Annotated in this window: 23 protein-coding genes and 1 tRNA gene; 21 read left to right on the forward strand and 3 right to left on the reverse strand. The window is 42.0% G+C overall.

Annotation, left to right across the window (positions count from 1 at the left end; translation table 11 throughout):
- Window positions 1-349: 349 nt before the first annotated feature.
- The 16 genes from FBF83_RS10470 to FBF83_RS10540 all read left to right on the forward strand — a co-directional run bounded on the left by FBF83_RS10470 (window position 350) and on the right by FBF83_RS10540 (window position 14259).
- Window positions 350-1531: an ATP phosphoribosyltransferase regulatory subunit gene (locus FBF83_RS10470; protein ID WP_136947089.1), complete on the forward strand. Its 1182-nt coding sequence runs from the start codon at window positions 350-352 to the stop codon at window positions 1529-1531.
- Entirely contained in the window at window positions 1531-2172 is a 642-nt protein-coding gene (gene hisG, locus FBF83_RS10475; protein WP_136947090.1) for an ATP phosphoribosyltransferase, read from the forward strand. The genes FBF83_RS10470 and hisG overlap by 1 nt, the downstream gene beginning before the upstream one ends.
- A complete protein-coding gene (hisD, locus tag FBF83_RS10480; RefSeq protein WP_136947091.1) occupies window positions 2159-3433 on the forward strand; it encodes a histidinol dehydrogenase in 1275 nt (424 codons plus the stop codon). Before hisG ends, hisD begins: the two co-directional genes overlap by 14 nt.
- A complete protein-coding gene (gene hisB / locus FBF83_RS10485; protein ID WP_136947092.1) occupies window positions 3430-4023 on the forward strand; it encodes an imidazoleglycerol-phosphate dehydratase HisB in 594 nt (197 codons plus the stop codon). The genes hisD and hisB overlap by 4 nt, the downstream gene beginning before the upstream one ends.
- The gene (gene hisH, locus FBF83_RS10490) at window positions 4024-4659 is read left to right on the forward strand and encodes an imidazole glycerol phosphate synthase subunit HisH (protein ID WP_136947093.1); all 636 of its coding nucleotides are present in this window, start codon (window positions 4024-4026) and stop codon (window positions 4657-4659) included.
- A 1-nt stretch (window position 4660) separates the two neighbouring features.
- The gene (hisA, locus tag FBF83_RS10495; RefSeq protein ID WP_136947181.1) at window positions 4661-5380 is read left to right on the forward strand and encodes a 1-(5-phosphoribosyl)-5-[(5-phosphoribosylamino)methylideneamino]imidazole-4-carboxamide isomerase; all 720 of its coding nucleotides are present in this window, start codon (window positions 4661-4663) and stop codon (window positions 5378-5380) included.
- Window positions 5381-5382: 2 nt separating this feature from the next.
- Window positions 5383-6141, forward strand: a complete 759-nt coding sequence (hisF, locus tag FBF83_RS10500; RefSeq protein ID WP_136947094.1) for an imidazole glycerol phosphate synthase subunit HisF — start codon at window positions 5383-5385, stop codon at window positions 6139-6141.
- Window positions 6138-6767 (forward strand): bifunctional phosphoribosyl-AMP cyclohydrolase/phosphoribosyl-ATP diphosphatase HisIE, encoded by a 630-nt coding sequence (gene hisIE, locus FBF83_RS10505; protein WP_136947095.1) that lies wholly within the window; start codon window positions 6138-6140, stop codon window positions 6765-6767. Before hisF ends, hisIE begins: the two co-directional genes overlap by 4 nt.
- Before the next feature lie 66 nt (window positions 6768-6833).
- Entirely contained in the window at window positions 6834-6971 is a 138-nt protein-coding gene (locus tag FBF83_RS20870) for a hypothetical protein (protein ID WP_169525242.1), read from the forward strand.
- Window positions 6972-7160: 189 nt separating this feature from the next.
- Window positions 7161-8759, forward strand: a complete 1599-nt coding sequence (locus tag FBF83_RS10510) for a tetratricopeptide repeat protein (RefSeq protein WP_169525357.1) — start codon at window positions 7161-7163, stop codon at window positions 8757-8759.
- A gap of 108 nt (window positions 8760-8867) precedes the next feature.
- Complete coding sequence (gene trxB / locus FBF83_RS10515; RefSeq protein WP_136947097.1) at window positions 8868-9818, forward strand: thioredoxin-disulfide reductase; 951 nt, start codon at window positions 8868-8870, stop codon at window positions 9816-9818.
- 543 nt (window positions 9819-10361) lie between these two features.
- Window positions 10362-10835: an 8-oxo-dGTP diphosphatase gene (locus tag FBF83_RS10520; protein ID WP_240688056.1), complete on the forward strand. Its 474-nt coding sequence runs from the start codon at window positions 10362-10364 to the stop codon at window positions 10833-10835.
- Between the two features lie 46 nt (window positions 10836-10881).
- Window positions 10882-11772 (forward strand): RNase adapter RapZ, encoded by an 891-nt coding sequence (gene rapZ, locus FBF83_RS10525; protein ID WP_136947099.1) that lies wholly within the window; start codon window positions 10882-10884, stop codon window positions 11770-11772.
- A gap of 1 nt (window position 11773) precedes the next feature.
- The gene (locus FBF83_RS10530) at window positions 11774-12739 is read left to right on the forward strand and encodes a gluconeogenesis factor YvcK family protein (RefSeq protein ID WP_136947100.1); all 966 of its coding nucleotides are present in this window, start codon (window positions 11774-11776) and stop codon (window positions 12737-12739) included.
- 46 nt (window positions 12740-12785) lie between these two features.
- The gene (gene whiA, locus FBF83_RS10535; RefSeq protein ID WP_136947101.1) at window positions 12786-13727 is read left to right on the forward strand and encodes a DNA-binding protein WhiA; all 942 of its coding nucleotides are present in this window, start codon (window positions 12786-12788) and stop codon (window positions 13725-13727) included.
- Window positions 13728-14004: 277 nt separating this feature from the next.
- Window positions 14005-14259, forward strand: a complete 255-nt coding sequence (locus FBF83_RS10540; protein WP_136947102.1) for an HPr family phosphocarrier protein — start codon at window positions 14005-14007, stop codon at window positions 14257-14259.
- A 305-nt stretch (window positions 14260-14564) separates the two neighbouring features.
- Here FBF83_RS10540 and clpP read toward each other — a convergent pair whose 3' ends face one another.
- Entirely contained in the window at window positions 14565-15149 is a 585-nt protein-coding gene (gene clpP / locus FBF83_RS10545; protein WP_048311741.1) for an ATP-dependent Clp endopeptidase proteolytic subunit ClpP, read from the reverse strand.
- 165 nt (window positions 15150-15314) lie between these two features.
- A complete protein-coding gene (locus FBF83_RS10550) occupies window positions 15315-15617 on the reverse strand; it encodes a hypothetical protein (protein ID WP_136947103.1) in 303 nt (100 codons plus the stop codon).
- 262 nt (window positions 15618-15879) lie between these two features.
- Here FBF83_RS10550 and FBF83_RS10555 point away from each other — a divergent pair.
- Window positions 15880-15958 (forward strand) — tRNA-Arg (locus FBF83_RS10555).
- 92 nt (window positions 15959-16050) lie between these two features.
- Here FBF83_RS10555 and FBF83_RS10560 read toward each other — a convergent pair.
- Window positions 16051-16347 (reverse strand): hypothetical protein, encoded by a 297-nt coding sequence (locus FBF83_RS10560; protein ID WP_136947104.1) that lies wholly within the window; start codon window positions 16345-16347, stop codon window positions 16051-16053.
- Window positions 16348-16537: 190 nt separating this feature from the next.
- Between FBF83_RS10560 and rpoN the strand changes: the two genes are divergently transcribed.
- The 4 genes from rpoN (at window position 16538) to gap (ending at window position 20388) form a co-directional block, all read left to right on the forward strand.
- Entirely contained in the window at window positions 16538-17833 is a 1296-nt protein-coding gene (gene rpoN / locus FBF83_RS10565) for an RNA polymerase factor sigma-54 (RefSeq protein WP_136947105.1), read from the forward strand.
- A gap of 80 nt (window positions 17834-17913) precedes the next feature.
- Window positions 17914-18150 carry a glutaredoxin family protein gene (locus FBF83_RS10570; RefSeq protein WP_136947106.1) on the forward strand — a complete coding sequence of 79 codons (237 nt, stop codon included), beginning with the start codon at window positions 17914-17916 and terminating at the stop codon, window positions 18148-18150.
- A gap of 151 nt (window positions 18151-18301) precedes the next feature.
- Entirely contained in the window at window positions 18302-19330 is a 1029-nt protein-coding gene (locus FBF83_RS10575) for a sugar-binding transcriptional regulator (protein ID WP_136947107.1), read from the forward strand.
- A gap of 50 nt (window positions 19331-19380) precedes the next feature.
- Entirely contained in the window at window positions 19381-20388 is a 1008-nt protein-coding gene (gene gap / locus FBF83_RS10580) for a type I glyceraldehyde-3-phosphate dehydrogenase (RefSeq protein WP_048311749.1), read from the forward strand.
- Window positions 20389-20482 lie beyond the last annotated feature (94 nt).

A 20482-nucleotide genomic window follows, 5' to 3' on the forward strand; every position in this document is an offset into this window, starting at 1 on the left:
GATTTATCTATAGAGAACCCCATATCATAGCTGATTGGAGCGGAAGGATAATCAACTCCTGCGGGACTAGCGGGACAGGTGAGACCCCACAGGCGCGATGTTCTTACGCGCCGAAGAGGCTCAGCGCCCGCACCAAGGAAAGCGAGCATCCTGGAGCGCAAATCAACCACCACTATTATCTTTTAATGTCTCAATCGTTTAATCAGAGGATTGATTAGGAGTACAGAGGAAGGGTAAAGGGAATAATCGCTTCATATTGGTTGACGAAAATTTACCAGGCGTGTAAACTACAAATAACTTCATCTTGTTAGTATATTAGCGAACTAAAGTAAATGTGGGGTGCAGAAAAATGACGAGACCATTTGTATTTGAGAAACCACTCGGTATGCGAGATACGCTACCATTACTATATGATTTAAAAACAAGTATTCGAGAAAAAATTCAACACGTAACGGAAACGTGGGGTTATCGTTTTATGAATACGCCTACCCTTGAGTACTATGAAACCGTAGGAGAAGCGTCAGCTATTCTTGATCAGCAGCTTTTTAAACTGCTCGATCAGCGTGGCAATACGCTCGTGTTAAGACCCGATATGACAGCACCAATTGCCCGAGTAGCTGCCTCTAGTTTGAAAAAAGAGCCTTTTCCATTACGCTTGGCCTACGATTCAAATGTGTTCCGGGCACAGGAGGACGAAGGAGGTAAACCGGCTGAATTTGAACAAATTGGTGTAGAGTTAATTGGAGATCGCACAACGAGTGCAGATGCAGAGGTCATTGCATTAATGGCTGCTGTTCTAAAAGAAGCTGGGCTAGAAGATTTCCAAATTGCGATTGGTCATGTTGGGTTTATTCAAGAGCTGTTTCTTTCAATCGTTGGGAATGAAGATCGTGCTGCTGTCCTTCGTCGCTATTTATATGAGAAGAACTACGTTGGCTATCGTCAACATGTACGGGAAATGCCTCTTTCAACCATTGACCAAAAAAGACTAATGGGTCTTCTTACGCTTAGAGGAGATGGATCTAAGCTAAATGACGCCATCGAATTGCTGCCTACTGAAGCAGGTGAACGTGTTCTAGATGAACTTCGTACACTTTTACAAACGCTTGAAGCTTATGGCGTTGCAGATCAAGTTAAATTTGACTTCACCCTTGTGAGTCATATGAGTTATTACACAGGGGTCGTATTTGAAGGATACGCAAATGACCTTGGTGTTCCATTAAGTAACGGCGGACGTTATGATGAATTACTATCTCGCTTTGATCGTCCTGCACAAGCAACTGGGTTCGGTATTCGTCTTGATCATTTAGCTGAAGCCCTTGGCTTAACTGGCGAGGAGAAGCTGCCGGATGCAATTATATTCAGTCCAGAGCGGAGATCGGAAGCGATTCAACAGGCTTCTGAAAGAAGAGCAAAAGGAGAAAAAGTCGTTATACAGGAATTGAGTGGCATTACGAATCTTGATGAATACTCTGATCGTTTTGATGACGTTGTATATTTGATCGGTAAGAACGGAAAGGGGACGTTGTAATGCTTACGATAGCAATGCCGAAGGGACGTATTTTTGAAGAAGCAGTTGAATTACTTCGTCAAGCAGGTTACAAGCTCCCTCCGGAATTCGATGATTCAAGGAAACTGATTCTAGATATTGAGGAAGAAAATATCCGATTTATTCTAGCGAAGCCGATGGACGTACCAACATACGTTGAACACGGTGTAGCAGATGTTGGGATAGCTGGTAAAGATGTGATGCTTGAAGAAGAGCGCAATGTCTATGAAGTACTTGATCTCAAGATTAGCGGCTGTTATCTCGCTGTTGCTGGACTCTCTGATGGTCCGATTAAAGGCGTTGCTCCTAAGATTGCAACGAAGTATCCGAACGTTGCTTCTAATTATTTTCGAGAGCAAGGGGAGCAAGTAGAGATTATTAAGCTGAACGGATCAATTGAACTTGCTCCGTTAATAGGTCTTGCGGATCGTATTGTAGATATAGTTTCAACAGGACGAACGTTAACCGAGAACGGATTAATGGAAACGGCGTTTATTGAGCCGATTACGTCTCGTTTTATCGTAAATCCAGTAAGCTATCGAACAAAAGATGCCATTATTGACGATATGGTCGAGCGTCTTTCAGCTGTAGTGGAAGGAGGTAGCTTAGATGAAAATCGTTAACATGAACGAAGGTGTTTCAATTAAGCGTTCGATTGAGGAAGGAACTGAAGAGCAACGACAGGTCGTTCTCTCAATCCTTGAACAGGTTAAAACAAACGGTGATGATGCCGTTAAAACATACACGAAAAAGTTCGACGGTGCTTCTCTCGACGATTTGCGCGTAACCACTGAAGAAATCGAACAAGCTTATCTCGAATTGTCGGACGAGCTAGTTTCTGTTATTCAGAACGCAGCGGCTAACATCAAAACATTCCACGAGCGTCAGCGCCGAGAGTCATGGTTTACAACGTCGGATGATGGAACCCTACTTGGTCAAAAGGTAACACCACTTGATTCTGTTGGAGTGTATGTACCTGGAGGCAAAGCTGCCTACCCATCTTCTGTTCTTATGAACGTTATCCCAGCTACAGCAGCAGGCGTAAAGAGAATAGCGATGGTTACTCCTCCTGATTCAGAAGGAAATGTACCAGCGGGCGTTCTTGTTGCGGCTAATGAAGTGGGCGTTACAGAGATTTTTAAGGTCGGTGGAGCACAAGCAGTCGCAGCACTTGCCTATGGAACAGAATCGATTGCGGCAGTTGATAAAATTGTTGGACCAGGAAATATCTTCGTTGCTCTCGCCAAGCGAGAAGTGTTTGGCATTGTCGATATTGATATGATTGCAGGACCAAGTGAAATTGTTGTTTTAGCAGATGAAGAAGCAAATCCTGCTTATGTCGCAGCAGATCTGTTATCTCAGGCAGAGCATGATGAACGAGCGAGTGCCGTACTTGTCACAACATCTACAACACTTGCTGAGCGCGTTCGGGATGAAGTAGAGAAGCAGCTTAATGAGCTTCCACGTGCAGAAATTGCTTCAAAATCAATTGATGATTACGGTGTGATCTACATCGTGAAAAATATGGTGGCAGGTGTTGAGGCCGTTAACGATCTAGCACCAGAGCACCTTGAAATTATGGTAAACGAGCCAATGGCTTTACTTGGGAAAATCCGTCACGCCGGTGCGATTTTCCTTGGACCTTATAGCTCTGAACCGGTTGGTGATTATTTTGCAGGTCCAAACCACGTTCTACCAACTAATGGGACAGCGCGTTTTTCAAGTCCTCTTTCAGTGGATGATTTCATTAAGAAATCGAGTGTCATTTCGTATAGTAAAGAAGCGATGAAACAAAACGGAAATAGCATTGCTGCGCTTGCAAAGCTTGAAGGGCTCGGTGCACACGCAAGAGCGGTTGAACTTCGATTGGAGGATTTGAAATGAGTGAAGAGAGAGTAAGTTCCATTTCTAGAGAAACATCTGAAACGTCTATTAATCTTTCGTTTGGCGTTGATGGAGAAGGAAAGTCAGATTTACAGACAGGCGTCCCGTTTTTAACGCACATGCTCGATCTTTTCACAAAGCATGGAAAGTTCGACTTAGCGATTGCCGCGAATGGCGATACAGAAATTGATGATCACCATACGACTGAAGACATTGGCATATGTCTTGGCGAAGCATTAAAACAGGCGCTTGGCTCGAAGGAAGGAATCAAGCGGTATGGAAATGCGTTTGTTCCAATGGATGATGCTTTAGCTCAGGTTGTCGTCGATTTAAGCAATCGTCCCCATCTTGAATATCGCGTTGAATTACCTTCCACGCGTGTTGGTACATTTGATACAGAGCTCGTGCATGAGTTTCTTTGGAAGCTTGCGATTGAAGCAAGAATGAATTTACATGTTATTGTTCACTACGGCCATAATACGCATCACATTATTGAGGCTATTTTCAAAGCGCTTGGACGAGCATTGGACGAAGCGACTCTTATTGATCCTCGTGTAAAAGGTGTTCCTTCAACGAAAGGGATGCTTTAAATGATCGGAATTATTGACTATGGCATGGGGAATTTGTATAGCGTGAGTAAAGCCCTTGAACGTCTCGGATATGATTACTTCGTTTCAGAAGAAGAGGAAGAACTATCGAAAGCAACAGGCCTTCTGCTTCCTGGTGTAGGCTCTTTCCGCGATGCAATGGCGATTTTGAACGAAACAGGCTTAAAAGCGTTTATTGATAAAGAAGTAGTGGCAGGGAAACCCCTTCTTGGCATTTGTCTTGGCATGCAACTTCTTTTTGAAGAAAGTAATGAGAACGGCTTTGCAGAGGGTTTTTCATTTCTACCTGGGAAAGTAAAGAAGTTCCCAGGTCAAGATTCATTTGGGAAGTCTTATAAAGTCCCACATATGGGATGGAACAAACTAGATATTAAGAAACCGGATTCTTTCCTAATGAATGATGTAGGGAATGAGCATGTTTACTTTGTTCACTCTTACTATGTTGATACACAAGATCGCGATGTTCTAATTGCATCAGCAAACTATGCTGAAGAAGTACCTGCTGTGGTTGGAAAAGGAAAAGTGTTTGGTACACAGTTCCACCCGGAGAAAAGTAGCCATGCAGGGCTTGCGATTCTCAGAAACTATGCACAATACGTTGAAAGGAATGACTCATAATATGGTAATGACAATCTATCCCGCCATTGATATGAGAGGCGGCAAATGCGTTCGCCTCCTTCAAGGTGATTACAACCAAGAAACGATTTATGGAGACTCTCCTTTTGATATGGCAAAGCAATTCGCTGATGACGGTGCAGAATGGATTCATATGGTTGATCTTGATGGAGCTAGAGAAGGCAAGCGAGTGAATGACCGTTATGTATTGGAAGTTGCTGATAAATTAAATGCGCGCGTTCAAATTGGCGGTGGAATTCGTACAGAAGAGGATGTAGCGTATTACTTAGAAAACGGTGTTGATCGCATTATCCTTGGTAGTAGCGCAATATCAGATCCGGATTTTGTGAAGAAAATGCTCTCTCGTTACAAAGAAAAAATCGCGATTGGTATCGATGCTCGCGATGGCTACGTAGCTGTTGAAGGTTGGCTTAAAACATCAGAAATCAAAGCAGTTGATCTTGGTAAGGAGCTTGCCGATCACGGAGCAGAGGTGTTCATTTTCACTGACATTTCAAAAGATGGCACACTATCAGGACCAAACGTTGAGGCGATAGCTGAGCTTGGCGAGGCAACTGGTAAGGAAGTGATCGCATCAGGCGGTGTGAGCTCACTTGATGATGTGAAAAGCCTTCGTGAACGAAGTGATTCAATTAGTGGTGCGATTATCGGAAAAGCGCTATACACAAATCAGTTCACTTTAAAACAAGCACTGGAGGTATAAGGATGCTAACGAAGCGAATTATCCCGTGTCTTGATGTAAAAGAAGGCCGAGTTGTGAAAGGGATTCAGTTTGTCGGTCTTCGTGATGCAGGAGACCCAGTAGAGCTTGCGAGAGTTTACGATAAAGAAGGCGCAGATGAGCTCGTTTTTCTCGATATTTCAGCTTCACATGAAGGAAGAGAAACAATGGTTGATGTTGTGCGTCAGGTCGCAGCTGAGCTTGCAATTCCCTTTACAGTTGGCGGTGGAATCAACAAGCTCGAAGACATGAAACGTGTTCTTCGCGCTGGGGCTGATAAAGTATCGATGAACACGGCAGCCGTTCTTTGTCCTGAATTGATTAGCGAAGGTGCTGACTATTTTGGAACACAGTGCATGGTCGTTGCGATTGATGCTAAGTGGGAAGCAGATACTAATTCATGGCGTGTTTATACGCATGGTGGTCGAACAGCAACAGAATGGGATGCTGTTGAATGGGCTGTGAAAGCCCAGGAAATGGGAGCAGGCGAGATTCTGCTTACGAGTATGGATGCAGACGGTAGTAAAGACGGCTTCGATATCTCGCTAACGAAAGCGATTGGAGATGCGGTCACAATTCCTGTTATTGCTTCAGGGGGAGCCGGTTCCTCAGAAGATTTTCTAGAAGTTTTCAATGATGCTTCTGCAGATGCCGCACTTGCAGCATCCATTTTCCACTATAAAGAAACCTCATTGGCACATGTGAAAGATTACTTAAAACAAAACGGGGTGGCGATTCGATGAATCTAGATATGATCCAATTTGATGAAAAAGGACTTGTTCCAGCTATCGTGCAGGATGCGGCAAGTAAGGAAGTATTAACACTTGCTTATATGAATAAAGAATCGCTCACAAAAACGATTGAAACAAAAGAAACGTGGTTTTATAGTCGTTCACGCGAAGAATTATGGCATAAAGGTGAAACATCTGGAAACACGCAGACCGTTACCGACCTACGCTATGATTGCGATCAAGATGCTGTGCTCGTTCTTGTTAAGTCTGAGGGACCAGCTTGTCATAAAGGAGATTACACATGCTTCTCTGATTCGTTACTTGGTAATGAGGTAACGCCTGAACAGAACCGATTTGCCATTCTAAATACGCTTGAAGAAATTATTGCTAAGCGTGACGCAGAACGCCCTGAAGGTGCTTATACAACCTATCTTTTTACTGAAGGTGTAGATAAGATCTTGAAAAAGGTTGGGGAAGAAGCATCTGAAGTGATTATTGCTGCGAAGAATCGTGATCTTGAAGAATTAACGTGGGAGTCTGCGGATCTCCTATTCCACCTGATGGTTCTATTAAGAGAGCAGGAATGTTCACTTGATGACGTGTTAGACGTGCTTGAAAAACGTCACGCATCCGAATAATGAAACCTTTTCTCCTCATGTTCGTAGTAACTAGTAAAGTCGACTATCGAAATGGGGAGAAAGATCATGTTTGTAGGTTTCATGTTTGTTGGACTTGCAATTGGATTGTTTATCGGTCAACCGGGACCTGGTGTGCTACTTGGTATGGGTATTGGATTCATTGTTCAAGAAATCATGAAGCGCAAGAAAGATATGTGGAACTAAAAACGAGCTTTCGAGCTCGTTTTTAGTTTGCGATTGGTTCATCCATTAGAACGGAAGTCAGACGCTTAACGCCCGATAAGGCAAGTTTTTCTACTTTTTTCTTTTAGGACTGGGAGTAGATGTATGTTATACTTTTGAACGGATATGACTGGTAGTAGAAATACTTTGATGAAATTAATGGGGGAAAACATGAGGAAACAACTTCATGCTTCTTCGGAAATGAAAGGCACGCTGATTCCGTTCGTACAGAGCGGAGATTATTTTTATAAAAAGGCAATGAGAGCCTATCAGCAACGAAACCTCGATAAAGCAAAACAGCACCTAGAACGTGCTGTTAAACTTTCACCGGAAGAAGTAGATTATATATGTCAACTTGCAGCGGTCCTGTCGGAATTAGGCGAATATGAAGCATCCAACGAATGGCTGACATTCGTTCTAGATGATCTTGATCCTGAGTATTATGATTGCTATTTCTTTCTAGCAAATAATTACGCTCATATGGGTCTTTTTAAACAAACGGAAGAAAATGCACAAAAGTACCTTAACCATGAACCTGATGGTGAGTTTGTTGAAGATGCCGAAGAACTAGTTGACTTGATTTTATTTGAGAAATCTGAGGATTTACCTCAAGAACTTGGAGACGAAGAACAGCTTATTCTGGAGCATGAAGAAGCTCGAAAAGCGATCGAGTCGGGACGTTTTTCTGAAGCGATTGACTTGCTTGAGAATATGACGGACGCATACTCTGAATTCTGGCCAGCTTATAATAATCTGGCGCTTGCGTATTTCTATGATGAGCAATATGAGGAAGCGATACGTGTCCTAGATCTCGTCCTTACGAAAAATGAGGGCAATTTAAATGCGGTTTGTAACCTTGCATTGTTCTATGACTTCCTTGGTCAACATGTGAAACGTGATCTTATGCTTGAACGATTAAAGAATGTTTATCCGATTCATCCGGATCATTCTTATAAGCTAGGTAGTACATTTGGATTTCTTGGTGAGCATGAGCTAGCATTTCACTGGCTTCGTAAAGTAGAGGTAACGCGGCATTCATGGGATGTTTCATTCTATCATTGGATGGCGGTCTCTTCCTTCCAACTTGATCGTCCAGATCTCGCTAAGCGTTACTGGAACAAGATGAAAGAACTAGATCCATCTAATCAAGTTGCGAGTGTCCATCTTACTAAATTAGAAGATGGAACCATAGAGAAAGATCGTGTTTCCTATCGATCGCAGGGAACTGAGGTTGAAGGTGAGAAAGAGAAAAAGCACGATTATCACGCAAGAATGACACATCTCATGCTTCTATATACGAGACGTGATGCGGAGAGTGCCTCTCTCCTTCAAACGTATTGCAAACGAAAGGACGAGCCCACAATTATTAAGGAGCTCTCAGCCTATGTCGCATTAACACTATCCGGAGAACCCGTTCACGTTCTAACAGAAGACAATGAGTTTACCGTGAGTAACTATAACGACTTTCCAGAGCACGTTCTATCTGGAATGCGTGTCATTGCTGAACTTGAACAGGCCAATATTAGTGACTCTGAATTGCATGAGCTAATTGCAACGATCTGGCTACGCTGCTATGTTAAACTTTCAGAAAGCAAGCAGTCGTTTCAAAACGCGAAAGGAACAGCCGCAGCTATGCTCTATTTGTGGAAGAAGGCGAATGGGTCAGATGTATCACAGACTGACGTGGCCAATACGTTCGGCGTATCGACTTCCACTGTCTATTCTTATCGCAAAAAGATATCGAGTTTACTTGAGAGCGAAGAGCTCTGAGCAAACGGGTAGACATTTAGAACACATTCAGCTATTATTTTAGACAAGAAACATTACTTTTTAATAATCAATATAAATAATTCATATAAATTAAAGGAAGTGAAGCAGATGGCTGAAAAAATTTATGATGTCATTATTGTCGGTGCTGGTCCTGCAGGTATGACTGCAGCTGTATACACTTCTCGCGCAAATCTCGATGTTCTTATGATTGAACGCGGGATTCCGGGCGGACAAATGGCGAATACAGAAGATGTAGAAAACTATCCAGGGTTTGATCACATTCTTGGCCCGGATCTTTCAACGAAAATGTTTGAACACGCGAAAAAATTTGGAGCTCAATATCAGTATGGTGATGTGAAAGAGATCCGTGATAACGGTGACTATAAAACAGTCGTTTCTGGTAATAAGGAGTTTCACGCAAAAGCAATTATCGTAACAAGCGGTGCAGAATACAAGAAGATCGGTGTACCTGGCGAAGCAGAGTACAGCGGTCGAGGCGTATCTTACTGTGCAGTTTGTGACGGTGCTTTCTTTAAGAACAAAGAACTTGTTGTTATCGGTGGGGGAGACTCTGCAGTTGAAGAAGGGGTTTATTTAACTCGCTTTGCTTCTAAAGTAACAATCGTTCATAGACGCGATCAGCTTCGCGCACAGAAGATTCTTCAACAGCGTGCATTTGATAATGAGAAGATTGACTTCATCTGGAACCATACAGTTAAAGAAATTCTCGGTGAAAATGGTAAAGTCAGCAAAACACTTCTCGTTAACACTGAAACTGGTGAAGAAAGAGAATTTAGTGCAGATGGTGTCTTTATCTACATCGGAATGCTACCATTGAATCAATCTGTTAGTGGCTTAGAGATTACGAATGAAGAAGGATACATTGTAACGGACGAGAACATGGCAACAAAAGTTCCTGGAATTTTTGCAGCTGGTGACATCCGCGACAAAATGCTTCGTCAAATCGTAACTGCAACTGGTGACGGCAGTATCGCTGCACAATCCGTTCAGCACTATATCGAAACACTTCAAGATGCAGGAAAAGAAGCGGTAGTGTAAAGATACGCACTGAATAGAATAATGATAAAAGCAGAGAATCTCAGGATTCTCTGCTTTTTTTGACAAATTTCGGGAGGTGCCTGTCACCCGCGGATTTCCCGTAATTCTGTTTTAATTCTGTTGTAACAGCGATGCAATAAAAATGGGGTAAACTTGAATTAGATTTAACCCCCTTTAACATAGTTAATTATTTGCACGGACATTTGCTCCGTGCTCTTTTTTTTGTACTTTAAACATAATGGTTGTATAGGGGTAATGTGGTCAGCTTATTCAAAGAAGCAAACCTAGCTGATTGGAGCGGAAGGTGCTCGCCCCGCAGAAATCGAGCATCCAGGAGCGGAAATCCCCCACTCTTATATCAACAATGCTTACGAAAATAGCCATTAAAAATGACGAAAATGACAGATTTAAAAACACCATCTTCTACATCCCGAACCGCTCTCATTGTTCATGAACTTTAATCATAGTATACTATGGTTAGAAAATCTTGAAGTCTGATGTTCGTTCAGACTCTCGTATTAAAAATCGGATGACCGAATTGAGGTGACAATTGTGCAACGCGTAACAAACTGCATTTTAAACGACCAAGATAATGATCGAGTACTTCTATTAAAAAAGCCAAGACGCGGATGGTGGGTTGCACCAGGTGGGAAAATGGAGTCGGAAGAATCGATTCGCGATTCGGTGATTCGAGAGTTTCGAGAAGAAACGGGAGTCTACTTAAAGAACCCGAAGCTTAAAGGTATCTTCACTTTCATTATTAAGGAAAATGATGTTACAAAATCAGAATGGATGATGTTCACGTTCCTTGCAACTGAGTACGATGGGGAATCGGTCAAAGAGTCAGATGAAGGAAAAGTCTCTTGGGTACCGACCAAGGAAGTTAGTGAACTTCCAATGGCTCCGGGTGATTATCATATCCTTGATTATATGTTAAAAGGCCACGGCATCATTTACGGTACGTTCACGTACACGCCTGATTTTAAGCTGCTTTCTTATAGACTTGACCCGTCCTAATCGGACAATGTGAGAAGAAGAGAAACTGAGAAATGGAGTGGGGAAAATGACCGAATCTAACGACAAACGCATTCATATGGTCATTATTACAGGGATGAGTGGTGCTGGTAAAACAGTTGCAATGCAATGTTTTGAGGACATAGGCTACTTCTGTATTGATAACTTACCACCTGCGCTTTTACCGAAGTTCGTTGAAATGGTCGACGGATCTGAGGGGAAGTTGAACAAAGTGGCACTTGTGATGGACCTTCGCGGTGGTGACTTTTTTGATCATCTAGTAGAAGCTGTTGATCACCTCGATACACATGATCGGCTTGATGCTGAAATCCTTTATCTTGATTCAAAAGATTCAACACTAGTGCAACGCTACAAGGAAACACGACGATCTCACCCACTTGCGCCTGAAGGTTTACCACTTGAAGGAATCAAGAGAGAAAGAGAAATGCTTGAAGAGTTGAAGGGACGCTCTCAGCAAATTATTGATACGAGTGAAATTAAACCGGTCCAGCTAAGGGAAAAAATTATGGATCGTTTCTCTAATAACGAAAAAGAGAACTTTGGAGTTAACGTGATGTCATTTGGGTTCAAGTACGGTATACCAATTGACGCTGATCTTGTTTTTGATATTCGTTTTCTTCCCAATCCTCATTATGTGGAGCATTTACGACCAAAAACAGGAGTGGACGGAGAAGTCGCGAACTATGTATTTAAGTGGAAGGAAACGCAAACTTTTCTTGCTAAATTGATTGATATGCTAGCCTATATGCTTCCTCAATATAAGAGAGAAGGGAAAAGCCAATTAGTGATTGGGATTGGTTGTACTGGTGGTAAGCATCGATCTGTTGCGTTTGCTGAGCACATTGGAAAGCATTTTGAAACAGACTACCGAACCAATATTACGCACAGGGATATTGAAAAAGGGAAGGGTCATAAATAATATGGATGACACTAATCTGCCAAAGGCTGTTGTCATTGGTGGAGGAACAGGCCTATCTGTACTTCTTCGTGGACTCAAAAAGTTTCCTGTCGACATTACTGCAATTGTCACGGTCGCAGATGACGGAGGAAGTTCAGGACGTTTGCGTGAAGAGTTTGATATTCCTCCGCCAGGCGATGTCCGAAACGTAATTACGGCTTTATCTGAGGTAGAACCTCTTCTAGAGGGCCTTATGCAACACCGCTTCAAAAACGGAAATGGTCTATCAGGGCATTCACTTGGCAATTTAATGCTCGCAGCCATGACTGATATTACCGGGGATTTTGTACAGGGTGTACGAGAAATGTGCCGTGTTCTGAACGTACGCGGTAAGGTGCTTCCTGCCTCTAACCAAAGCGTTGTTTTACATGCTGAAATGGCTGATGGGACGTTTGTTAAAGGCGAATCTCAAATTCCAAAGATGAACAAAACAATTAAAAAAGTATTTCTCTCACCACCTGGTATTAAAGCTCTTCCGGAATCCTTACAGGCGATTCGTGATGCTGATCTCATCGTACTAGGACCTGGAAGTCTTTATACAAGCATCTTACCAAATTTACTTGTCCCTGGCGTTGCTCATGAAATTCAGCATGCAAAGGGTAGAAAAGTATACGTATGTAACGTGATGACACAGTTAGGTGAGACAGAAAATTATACGGCGAGTGACCACGTGCAGGCACTCATTGACCACATCGGTTATAAACTTATGGATACAATTATTGTTAACGAACAAATGATTCCATCTTTCTATGCAAAACGCTATGCACAAGAACGAGCAGAAGTTGTGCAATACGACGAAAATCGTCTAAAGAGCTTTGGTTTTGAAGTTATCAGTGATAAGATTATTCAATACGATGAGAAGTATGTACGCCATGATGCGAAGAAAATATCATCTATTCTTTTATCATTAATAAACGATAAAAAGTAAGGATGAAGGGTCAGTGGGGTCCCTGCATGGAAAAGGGGGGATGGCAATGTCATTTGCTGCTGATACAAAGAAAGAATTAACACAGCTAGAAAGTAAACCATGCTGTGCAAGATCAGAGCTAGCAGCGCTCATACGAATGAATGGATCCATTTCGTTTGGTAATAAACAATTGATCCTGAACATTCCGACTGAGCACGCTGCCATTGCAAGAAGAATCTATACGCTTATTAAACGAATCTACAATTATGATGTTGAACTGCTAGTCCGTAAGAAAATGAGACTAAAGAAGAACAATGTTTACATTGTTCGTGTTTCCGCCAAGGCGCGAGAATTACTTGAAGACCTTGGTATTATGGATAATGCATTTACATTCACCAGAAAAATTTCTACCGATTTTACGAAAAAAGCTTGCTGTAAACGTTCTTATCTAAGAGGAGCATTTCTTGCAGGAGGATCCATTAATCATCCGGAAACTTCCTACCATCTAGAAATTTTCTCTATGTATGAAGAACATACAGAATCTCTTTGTAGCTTAATGAATGAATTCGGATTAAATGCCAAAATGCTTGAACGAAAAAAGGGCTATATTGTTTATATCAAAGAAGGCGAGAAAATCACAGAGTTTCTAAGTGTAGTAGGTGCCCATCAGGCGCTCCTCTATTTTGAGGATGTTCGCATTATGAAAGATATGCGTAATTCGGTTAATCGAATTGTGAATTGTGAAACAGCCAATTTGAACAAAACAGTCGGCGCAGCTTTTCGTCAAGTTGAAAACATCCGCTTCATTGAGAAAGAGGTTGGACTTGAGATTCTCCCTGATAAATTGAGGGAAATCGCTGTGCTCCGTGTAAAGCATCAGGATGTCACATTGAAAGAACTTGGTGAAATGGTAACTGGTGGAGCGATAAGTAAATCAGGCATCAATCATCGATTACGTAAGATTGACCAGATTGCTGACAAACTGCGATCAGGTAACCCTATTTCATAAACTAGCATTGGAAAAAGAAAAGCTTCCACCATCGGATGGTGGAGGGCTACTTTTTCTACTAAATAGGTAAGTAAGGCTCAGAAAAACGGTGTTTTCCGGCTTGGAACAAACGTTTTTCTAACTTTTTCAGATTTTGAGATAGCGCTTACTTATTCTAATAATCAGTAAGAATAGAATTCAGTGATGTCTTGCCGTAGCGCTCACGTAGGTTCCTTATGGACCTATGCGAGTCTCGCGCTTTTTATCATCTGCTCTAATTAAGGGGAGGAATGAAGAAGTGGTTCAAAAAGAAGTTGTTGTTACGTTAGATACAGGATTGCAAGCACGCCCTGCGGCACTATTCGTGCAGGAAGCAAATCGTTTTAACTCAGACATTTTTCTCGAAAAAGATGGGAAAAAAGTAAATGCAAAAAGCATTATGGGTATCATGAGCCTAGCTGTTGGAACTGGTGCATCCGTTATATTAACAGTGGACGGCAATGATGAAGAAGATGCAATTTCTTCATTGATCGAATTTGTACAAAAAGATTAGCATGACAAGGCTTCCGCTAAAACCTAGCAGAAGCCTTTTTTTATGTTTTCTGGTGTTATTTCCGCTCCAGGGTGCTCGCTTTCCGCGGGGCGGGCGGTGAGCCTCCTCCTCGCTTACGCTCCTGCGGGGTCTCACCTGTCCCGCTAATCCCGCAGGAGTCGAGCACCCTTCCGCTCCAATCAATTATGTCGTGCGTTTCTCATATACTAAACCGTTCAAAAGCAATAAACTCTTTAGAAAGAAGCTTCTATTAAAACACGACAAAAAAACGCCCCTCCCATTTTGGGAGAGGCGTTTTGAACGTTTTAAGCTTTTTTCTCCATTACTTCGTCGATCAAGCCATATTCTTTCGCTTCATTTGCTTCCATGAAACGGTCACGATCTGTGTCGCGATCAATTGTTTCAAGTGGCTGACCAGTACGTTCAGCAAGAATTTTGTTAAGCTTTTCGCGCATTTGAATAATGCGTTTTGCGTGAATCTCAATGTCTGATGCTTGGCCTTGAGTACCGCCTAGTGGTTGGTGAATCATGACTTCACTATTTGGAAGTGCATAGCGTTTTCCTGGCTCACCAGCTGCAAGAAGGAATGCTCCCATAGAAGCTGCCATACCAATACAGATTGTAGAAACTTTCGGTTTAATGAACTGCATTGTATCGTAAATTGCCATTCCTGCTGTGATTGAACCACCAGGGCTGTTAATGTAAAGTGAAATATCTTTATCTGGATCTTCAGCTGCAAGGAAAAGTAGCTGTGCTACTACTGCGTTTGATACGTTATCGTCGATTGCAGTACCAAGCATGATGATGCGGTCTTTAAGAAGACGAGAGTAAATATCGTACGCTCTTTCACCGCGGTTTGTTTGTTCAATTACCGTTGGAATTAAAACCATTTTAAATTCCTCCCTTATTTTCATCAAATATGTAGTTGCTGTACGTTCATCATACCTAAAAGGTCAATATAGGTCAAATAAAGTGCTGTGCGATTTTTGGGCTATACAAATGGAGAGGGCCTTCACCCCGTGCACCTACATCCATTTTCCCCGCATACCCTTATTTTAAACGGATCGACTGTTCCTTTTTTGCAAGCGACTATCTGCAAGAAAGTATGCGGCTATTCTTCTTTCTACTTGATTTCTTATTTGAACGGAAGTGTAGCGGTACGTTTGATTATATCCCCGACAATACACTGTACAAATAACGATCTCATCTTTTGTATTCTCTATGTAAACCCGAATACCTTTCGAATGAAGAATGGATTTTGCTTGTTTTAAATCCTGAACAGCAAGTGAGACGACATTGCGTAAAAGTTCCAAATAAGGTCGTGGAAGCTTCATGTGAGAATGTGTAATCCACCTCATATCGAGCTCCAGCACTTTTTTTAGGTAAGGAAGTATGAGGTAATTTCGCACAGCCTTAGTCTCTTCTTTACTTAATTGGAACATGAATGCCACCGCCTGTTAAGAACATATGTTTGGTTTCACTTTACTATGAGACGTTTGAGACGTCAAGAAGCAGTAAAGAGAGTTCGGATATTTGGATCAATAAATATGCTTATTATGGCAAAAATCACCTTGCAATAAATAGGGTCATCACGTATAATAATCCTTGCGCTAAACATGCGCGCCCGTAGCTCAGTCGGATAGAGCGGTGGTTTCCGGTACCGCGTCAGTCGGGGGTTCGAATCCCTCCGGGCGCACCAATTACATAATCTCCAATCCCTCTCGCAATGGCGAGGGGGATTTTTAATTACAAAAAAAAGAAGAGTAGAACTCGTCCACTCTTTAGAATCAGTTATGGTTTTCTAACAGGCTTATTTGTGTCATCTATTGTTTTTTGTTCTTTATTGCTTACTCCAATCATCGTATTCTTGAAGCCCGAGTGCATTCCAGTAGCACTTAGTCCAAGCCATAATCCTATTAAAAAGGCTTTTTTGAAATCTTCCGGGTCAACGTAGATATAGCTCAATACAATCCCTATTACTATTGAAAGCACTGGTAGAAACCTAGTTGGAAACCCCATAATCTTGAAGAGTTGCACAACTCCGATGATGACTGGAAGCAAAGCAATTCCATCTACAGTAATATCCATGGTATTTGCCTCCTTTTTCTCTCTATAAGACAGTTTATGTGGAAAAATGACAGTGGGTTGGACGATATTCCTATTTTAATGATAAAAAGTGTCGCATAATAGGGTTAAATGACTGAAAATTCTGCTCATTATCATTTTTCCCATACCATAAGCTGAAACATTATAGTATGATGAAGATGGAGGGATTGCGATGGAATTAGGATTGGTTCAAAAGCAGACAACGAAACTAGTCATGACAACCCAGTTGCATCAGGCAATTTCGATACTACAATATTCTACGGCGGAATTACTGGAGTATGTGAAAGAGCAGGCTCTTGAGAATCCTCTTATTGAATTGCAATCTTCATCATGGGAAGGTGGCGTTCGTTCATCGAAACGCGTGTATGATGGGGAGAGCAAGAAGGATCCACTTGAGTATGCGGAATCAAGAAAAAGCTTGCAAGATGAGCTTCACGAACAGGCTAGATGTTTGAAGCTTTCAAGAAAGATAGAGGGGCTTGTACATTACCTCATTGATAATGTTGATGATGCTGGTTATTTAAGATTGAATGAATTTGAAATGATGTCCTTACTACATGTACAGAAAGAAGAAATAGACGAAGCGGTTCGACATGTTCAGCTTCTTGATCCTATAGGAATCGGCGCACGTTCTCTTTCGGAATGTCTTTACCTTCAGCTTAATGAAACAAATTCATTACATGCGCTAGCTCGAGAAATAGTGCAAGAGAATTTGAAAGCGCTAGCAGAGAAGAAGTTTAGAGATCTTGCTAAAGAGTACAACGTATCTGTTGGAGAAATACAGCGTGCAGGTGACCTCATTGCAACACTCGATCCTCGGCCAGGAGCAAAGTGGGCTGTTGAGAGGCCTTCTTACATTGTTCCAGATGTGATGATCGAAGAAAAAAAGGGTGCATTTACAATCACTTTATTGGATGATGAGTTACCTGCCATGAAGGTGAGTAATGACTATGAATCGTTTAAAACGATTGAAGCAGCTGAATATTTAAAAGACAAGTACCAGCAGGTAAATTGGCTGTTAAAAAGCATCCAGCAAAGAAAACAGACGTTGCGTGCGATTATGAAGGTATTTATCCTTCATCAGCAAAGCTTTTTGAAATTTGGAATAGGCGATCTCGCTCCTTTAACATTGAAAGAAGTGGCGATAGAAGCGAACGTTCATGAGTCAACGGTAAGTCGAGCAATCAAAAGCAAATATGTCCAAACTCCTCATGGTTTGTTTGCGCTAAAAGATTTATTTACCTCAAGACTTTCAAGTGACTCAATAGAAGGGACTTCTTCATCGAGTGTAAAATTATTTATTAAAGAGCTTGTTGAGAATGAAAGTAAGCTAAAGCCTCTTTCTGATCAAAAGATAGTAGAAGCGCTTCATATCCAGAAGGGCGTGGAGGTATCAAGGCGAACGATTGCCAAGTATCGAGATGAACTTAACATCGTTAGTTCTTCGAAACGTAAGAGGTTTGTCTAACAGCTGCGGAGGCAGCTGATTTTTTTTGCTTAGAATTTCTACATTCAGTAAACTAGATGCAAAGACGGGAGGTTTAGTAGATGGGAAAATCGGTTATTTTGTATACGAAGGAGACATGCCCACTTTGTGATGAAGCTTATTACCTTCTCCAGAAGCTCCAAGAAGAAGTGGACTTTTCATTGGAAACAGTAGATATCTATCAAGATGAATCGCTTTTGGAAAAGTTTATGGTGATGATTCCAGTTGTTGAAATAGACGGAGAAGTAGTGGATTATGGGCGATTATCAAAAATTTCGCTAAGAAAACGCTTACTTTAAAATTTTCAGTATAACATAGTTGCCCATGCTTTTGGCAACTGCTACAATGAAAATTGTAAGAAGTTCTTTTTTGATCCAAGTGGGACTAAAAATGTCTAAGTGGGACATAATACGTCTCAGGAAAAGAAAAGAATCACAGGGGAGACGAATTATGCGCTCATTATTGTCACTTCAACAAAAACTATTGCCGGACATGCTGGAAGTTATGAATAAGCGCTACAGGGTATTGAGACAGTTAAGACTGATGCAACCAATAGGTAGACGCAGTCTTGCAAATACCCTCGATATAACCGAGAGGATTCTTAGAAGTGAAGTTACTTTCTTGAAAGATCAAGGGTTGCTTGAGATGTCTATTCAAGGCATGCATTTGACCGAGGAAGGTGAACAGCTTCTAATGGAATTGGAACCGGTAATGAATGAGGTATCCGGTCTCGATAACCTTGAGGAACGCTTGAAAGAAAAGCTTAACATTCCAGAAGTATTTATTGTTCCTGGTGATAGCGATGTTACTCCCTGGGTAAAGAAAGAAATGGGTAGAGCCGCAGTGGGACGCTTGAAAAAGTTTCAGCTCACGCGTAGAGTGATTGCTGTAACAGGCGGTACCACACTCGCTGGTGTAGCCGACATGATGATCCCTTCCTCTGATATGGAAGGAACACTGTTTGTACCGGCCCGTGGAGGACTAGGTGAACAGGTTGAAAATCAGGCAAACACAATTTGTGCGAAGATGGCGCGAAAAGCCCATACTGATTATCGTTTGCTTCATGTACCAGATCAATTGAGTGAAGAAGCTTACCTCTCTTTAATCGAAGAACCAGGCGTGAAAGAATTACTTGAAATTATCAAGTCAGCCGGTATTGTGATTCATGGGATTGGAGAAGCTAAAACGATGGCCGAGAGGCGTAAATCCACGCTCGATGTGATTGACAAGATTGAGCAGGAAGACGCTGTCGCTGAAGCGTTCGGGTATTACTTCAATCAGTCAGGTGAAGTCGTCCACAAAGTGAAGACAATTGGACTGCAACTCGAAGATTTGGAACGAAGTGAACTGGTCATTGCGGTAGCCGGCGGCCGTTCGAAAGCGAAAGCCATCGAAGCCTATCTAAAGACTGGCATTCAAAGCATCCTTGTCACTGATGAAGGTGCAGCAAAAGCGTTACTAGAGGGTACATCCCTTTAATAAATAAAACACACCTCGGGAAACGAGGAAATTCAAGGAGGAACTACACAATGGCAACAAAAGTAGGTATTAACGGTTTTGGACGTATTGGACGTAATGTATTCCGCGCAGCACTAAACAACCCTGGTGTTGATATCGTAGCTGTAAACGATCTTACAGATGCAAACATGCTTGCGCATCTTCTTAAATACGATTCCGTACACGGAGAACTTAATGTAGAAGTAGAAGTTAACGGTGAGAACCTTGTAGTTAACGGAACTGAAATCAAAGTTCTTTCTGAGCGCGACCCTGCACAACTTGGTTGGGGAGACCTTGGTGTTGAAGTGGTTATCGAATCCACTGGACGTTTCACAAACCGTGAAGACGCTGCGAAGCACCTTGAAGCAGGAGCTAAGAAAGTTGTCATCTCCGCACCAGCTAAAGACGAAGATATCACAGTTGTTCTTGGTGTTAACGAAGACAAGTACGATGCAGCTAGCCACCACGTAATCTCAAACGCATCTTGTACGACAAACTGTCTTGCACCAGTTGCTAAAGTATTGAACGACAAGTTCGGTATTAAGCGTGGTCTAATGACTACAACTCACTCATATACAAACGATCAGCAAATTCTTGACCTTCCACATAAAGACTACCGTCGTGCTCGTGCGGCAGCTGAAAACATCATTCCAACATCTACAGGCGCTGCTAAAGCAGTATCTCTTGTACTTCCAGAACTTGATGGTAAGTTGAATGGTATGGCTATGCGTGTACCTACTCCAAACGTATCAATCGTTGACCTTGTAGCTGAACTTGATGCAGATGTATCTGTTGACGAAGTGAATGCTGCTCTTAAAGAAGCTGCTGAAGGCGATCTTAAAGGATACCTTGGTTACAGCGACGAGCCACTAGTATCAAAAGACTACAACGGTAACCCTAATTCTTCAATCGTAGATGGTCTTTCTACAATGGGTATCGATGGTAACATGGTTAAAGTTATCTCTTGGTACGACAACGAGTGGGGCTATTCTAACCGCGTTGTAGATCTAGTCGACTACATTGCTGCAAAAGGGCTATAATAAGAATTGTTAATAGAGGAGGAGGAAGTCTTGAGCCTTCCTCCTTTTCCATGTATTTTAAATAGCTACATTTAAGAGGTGGAGAGATTTACCT

This window comes from Guptibacillus hwajinpoensis (assembly GCF_005144865.1).
In the GTDB taxonomy this organism is placed as follows: Bacteria; Bacillota; Bacilli; order Bacillales; family Guptibacillaceae; genus Guptibacillus; species Guptibacillus hwajinpoensis_A.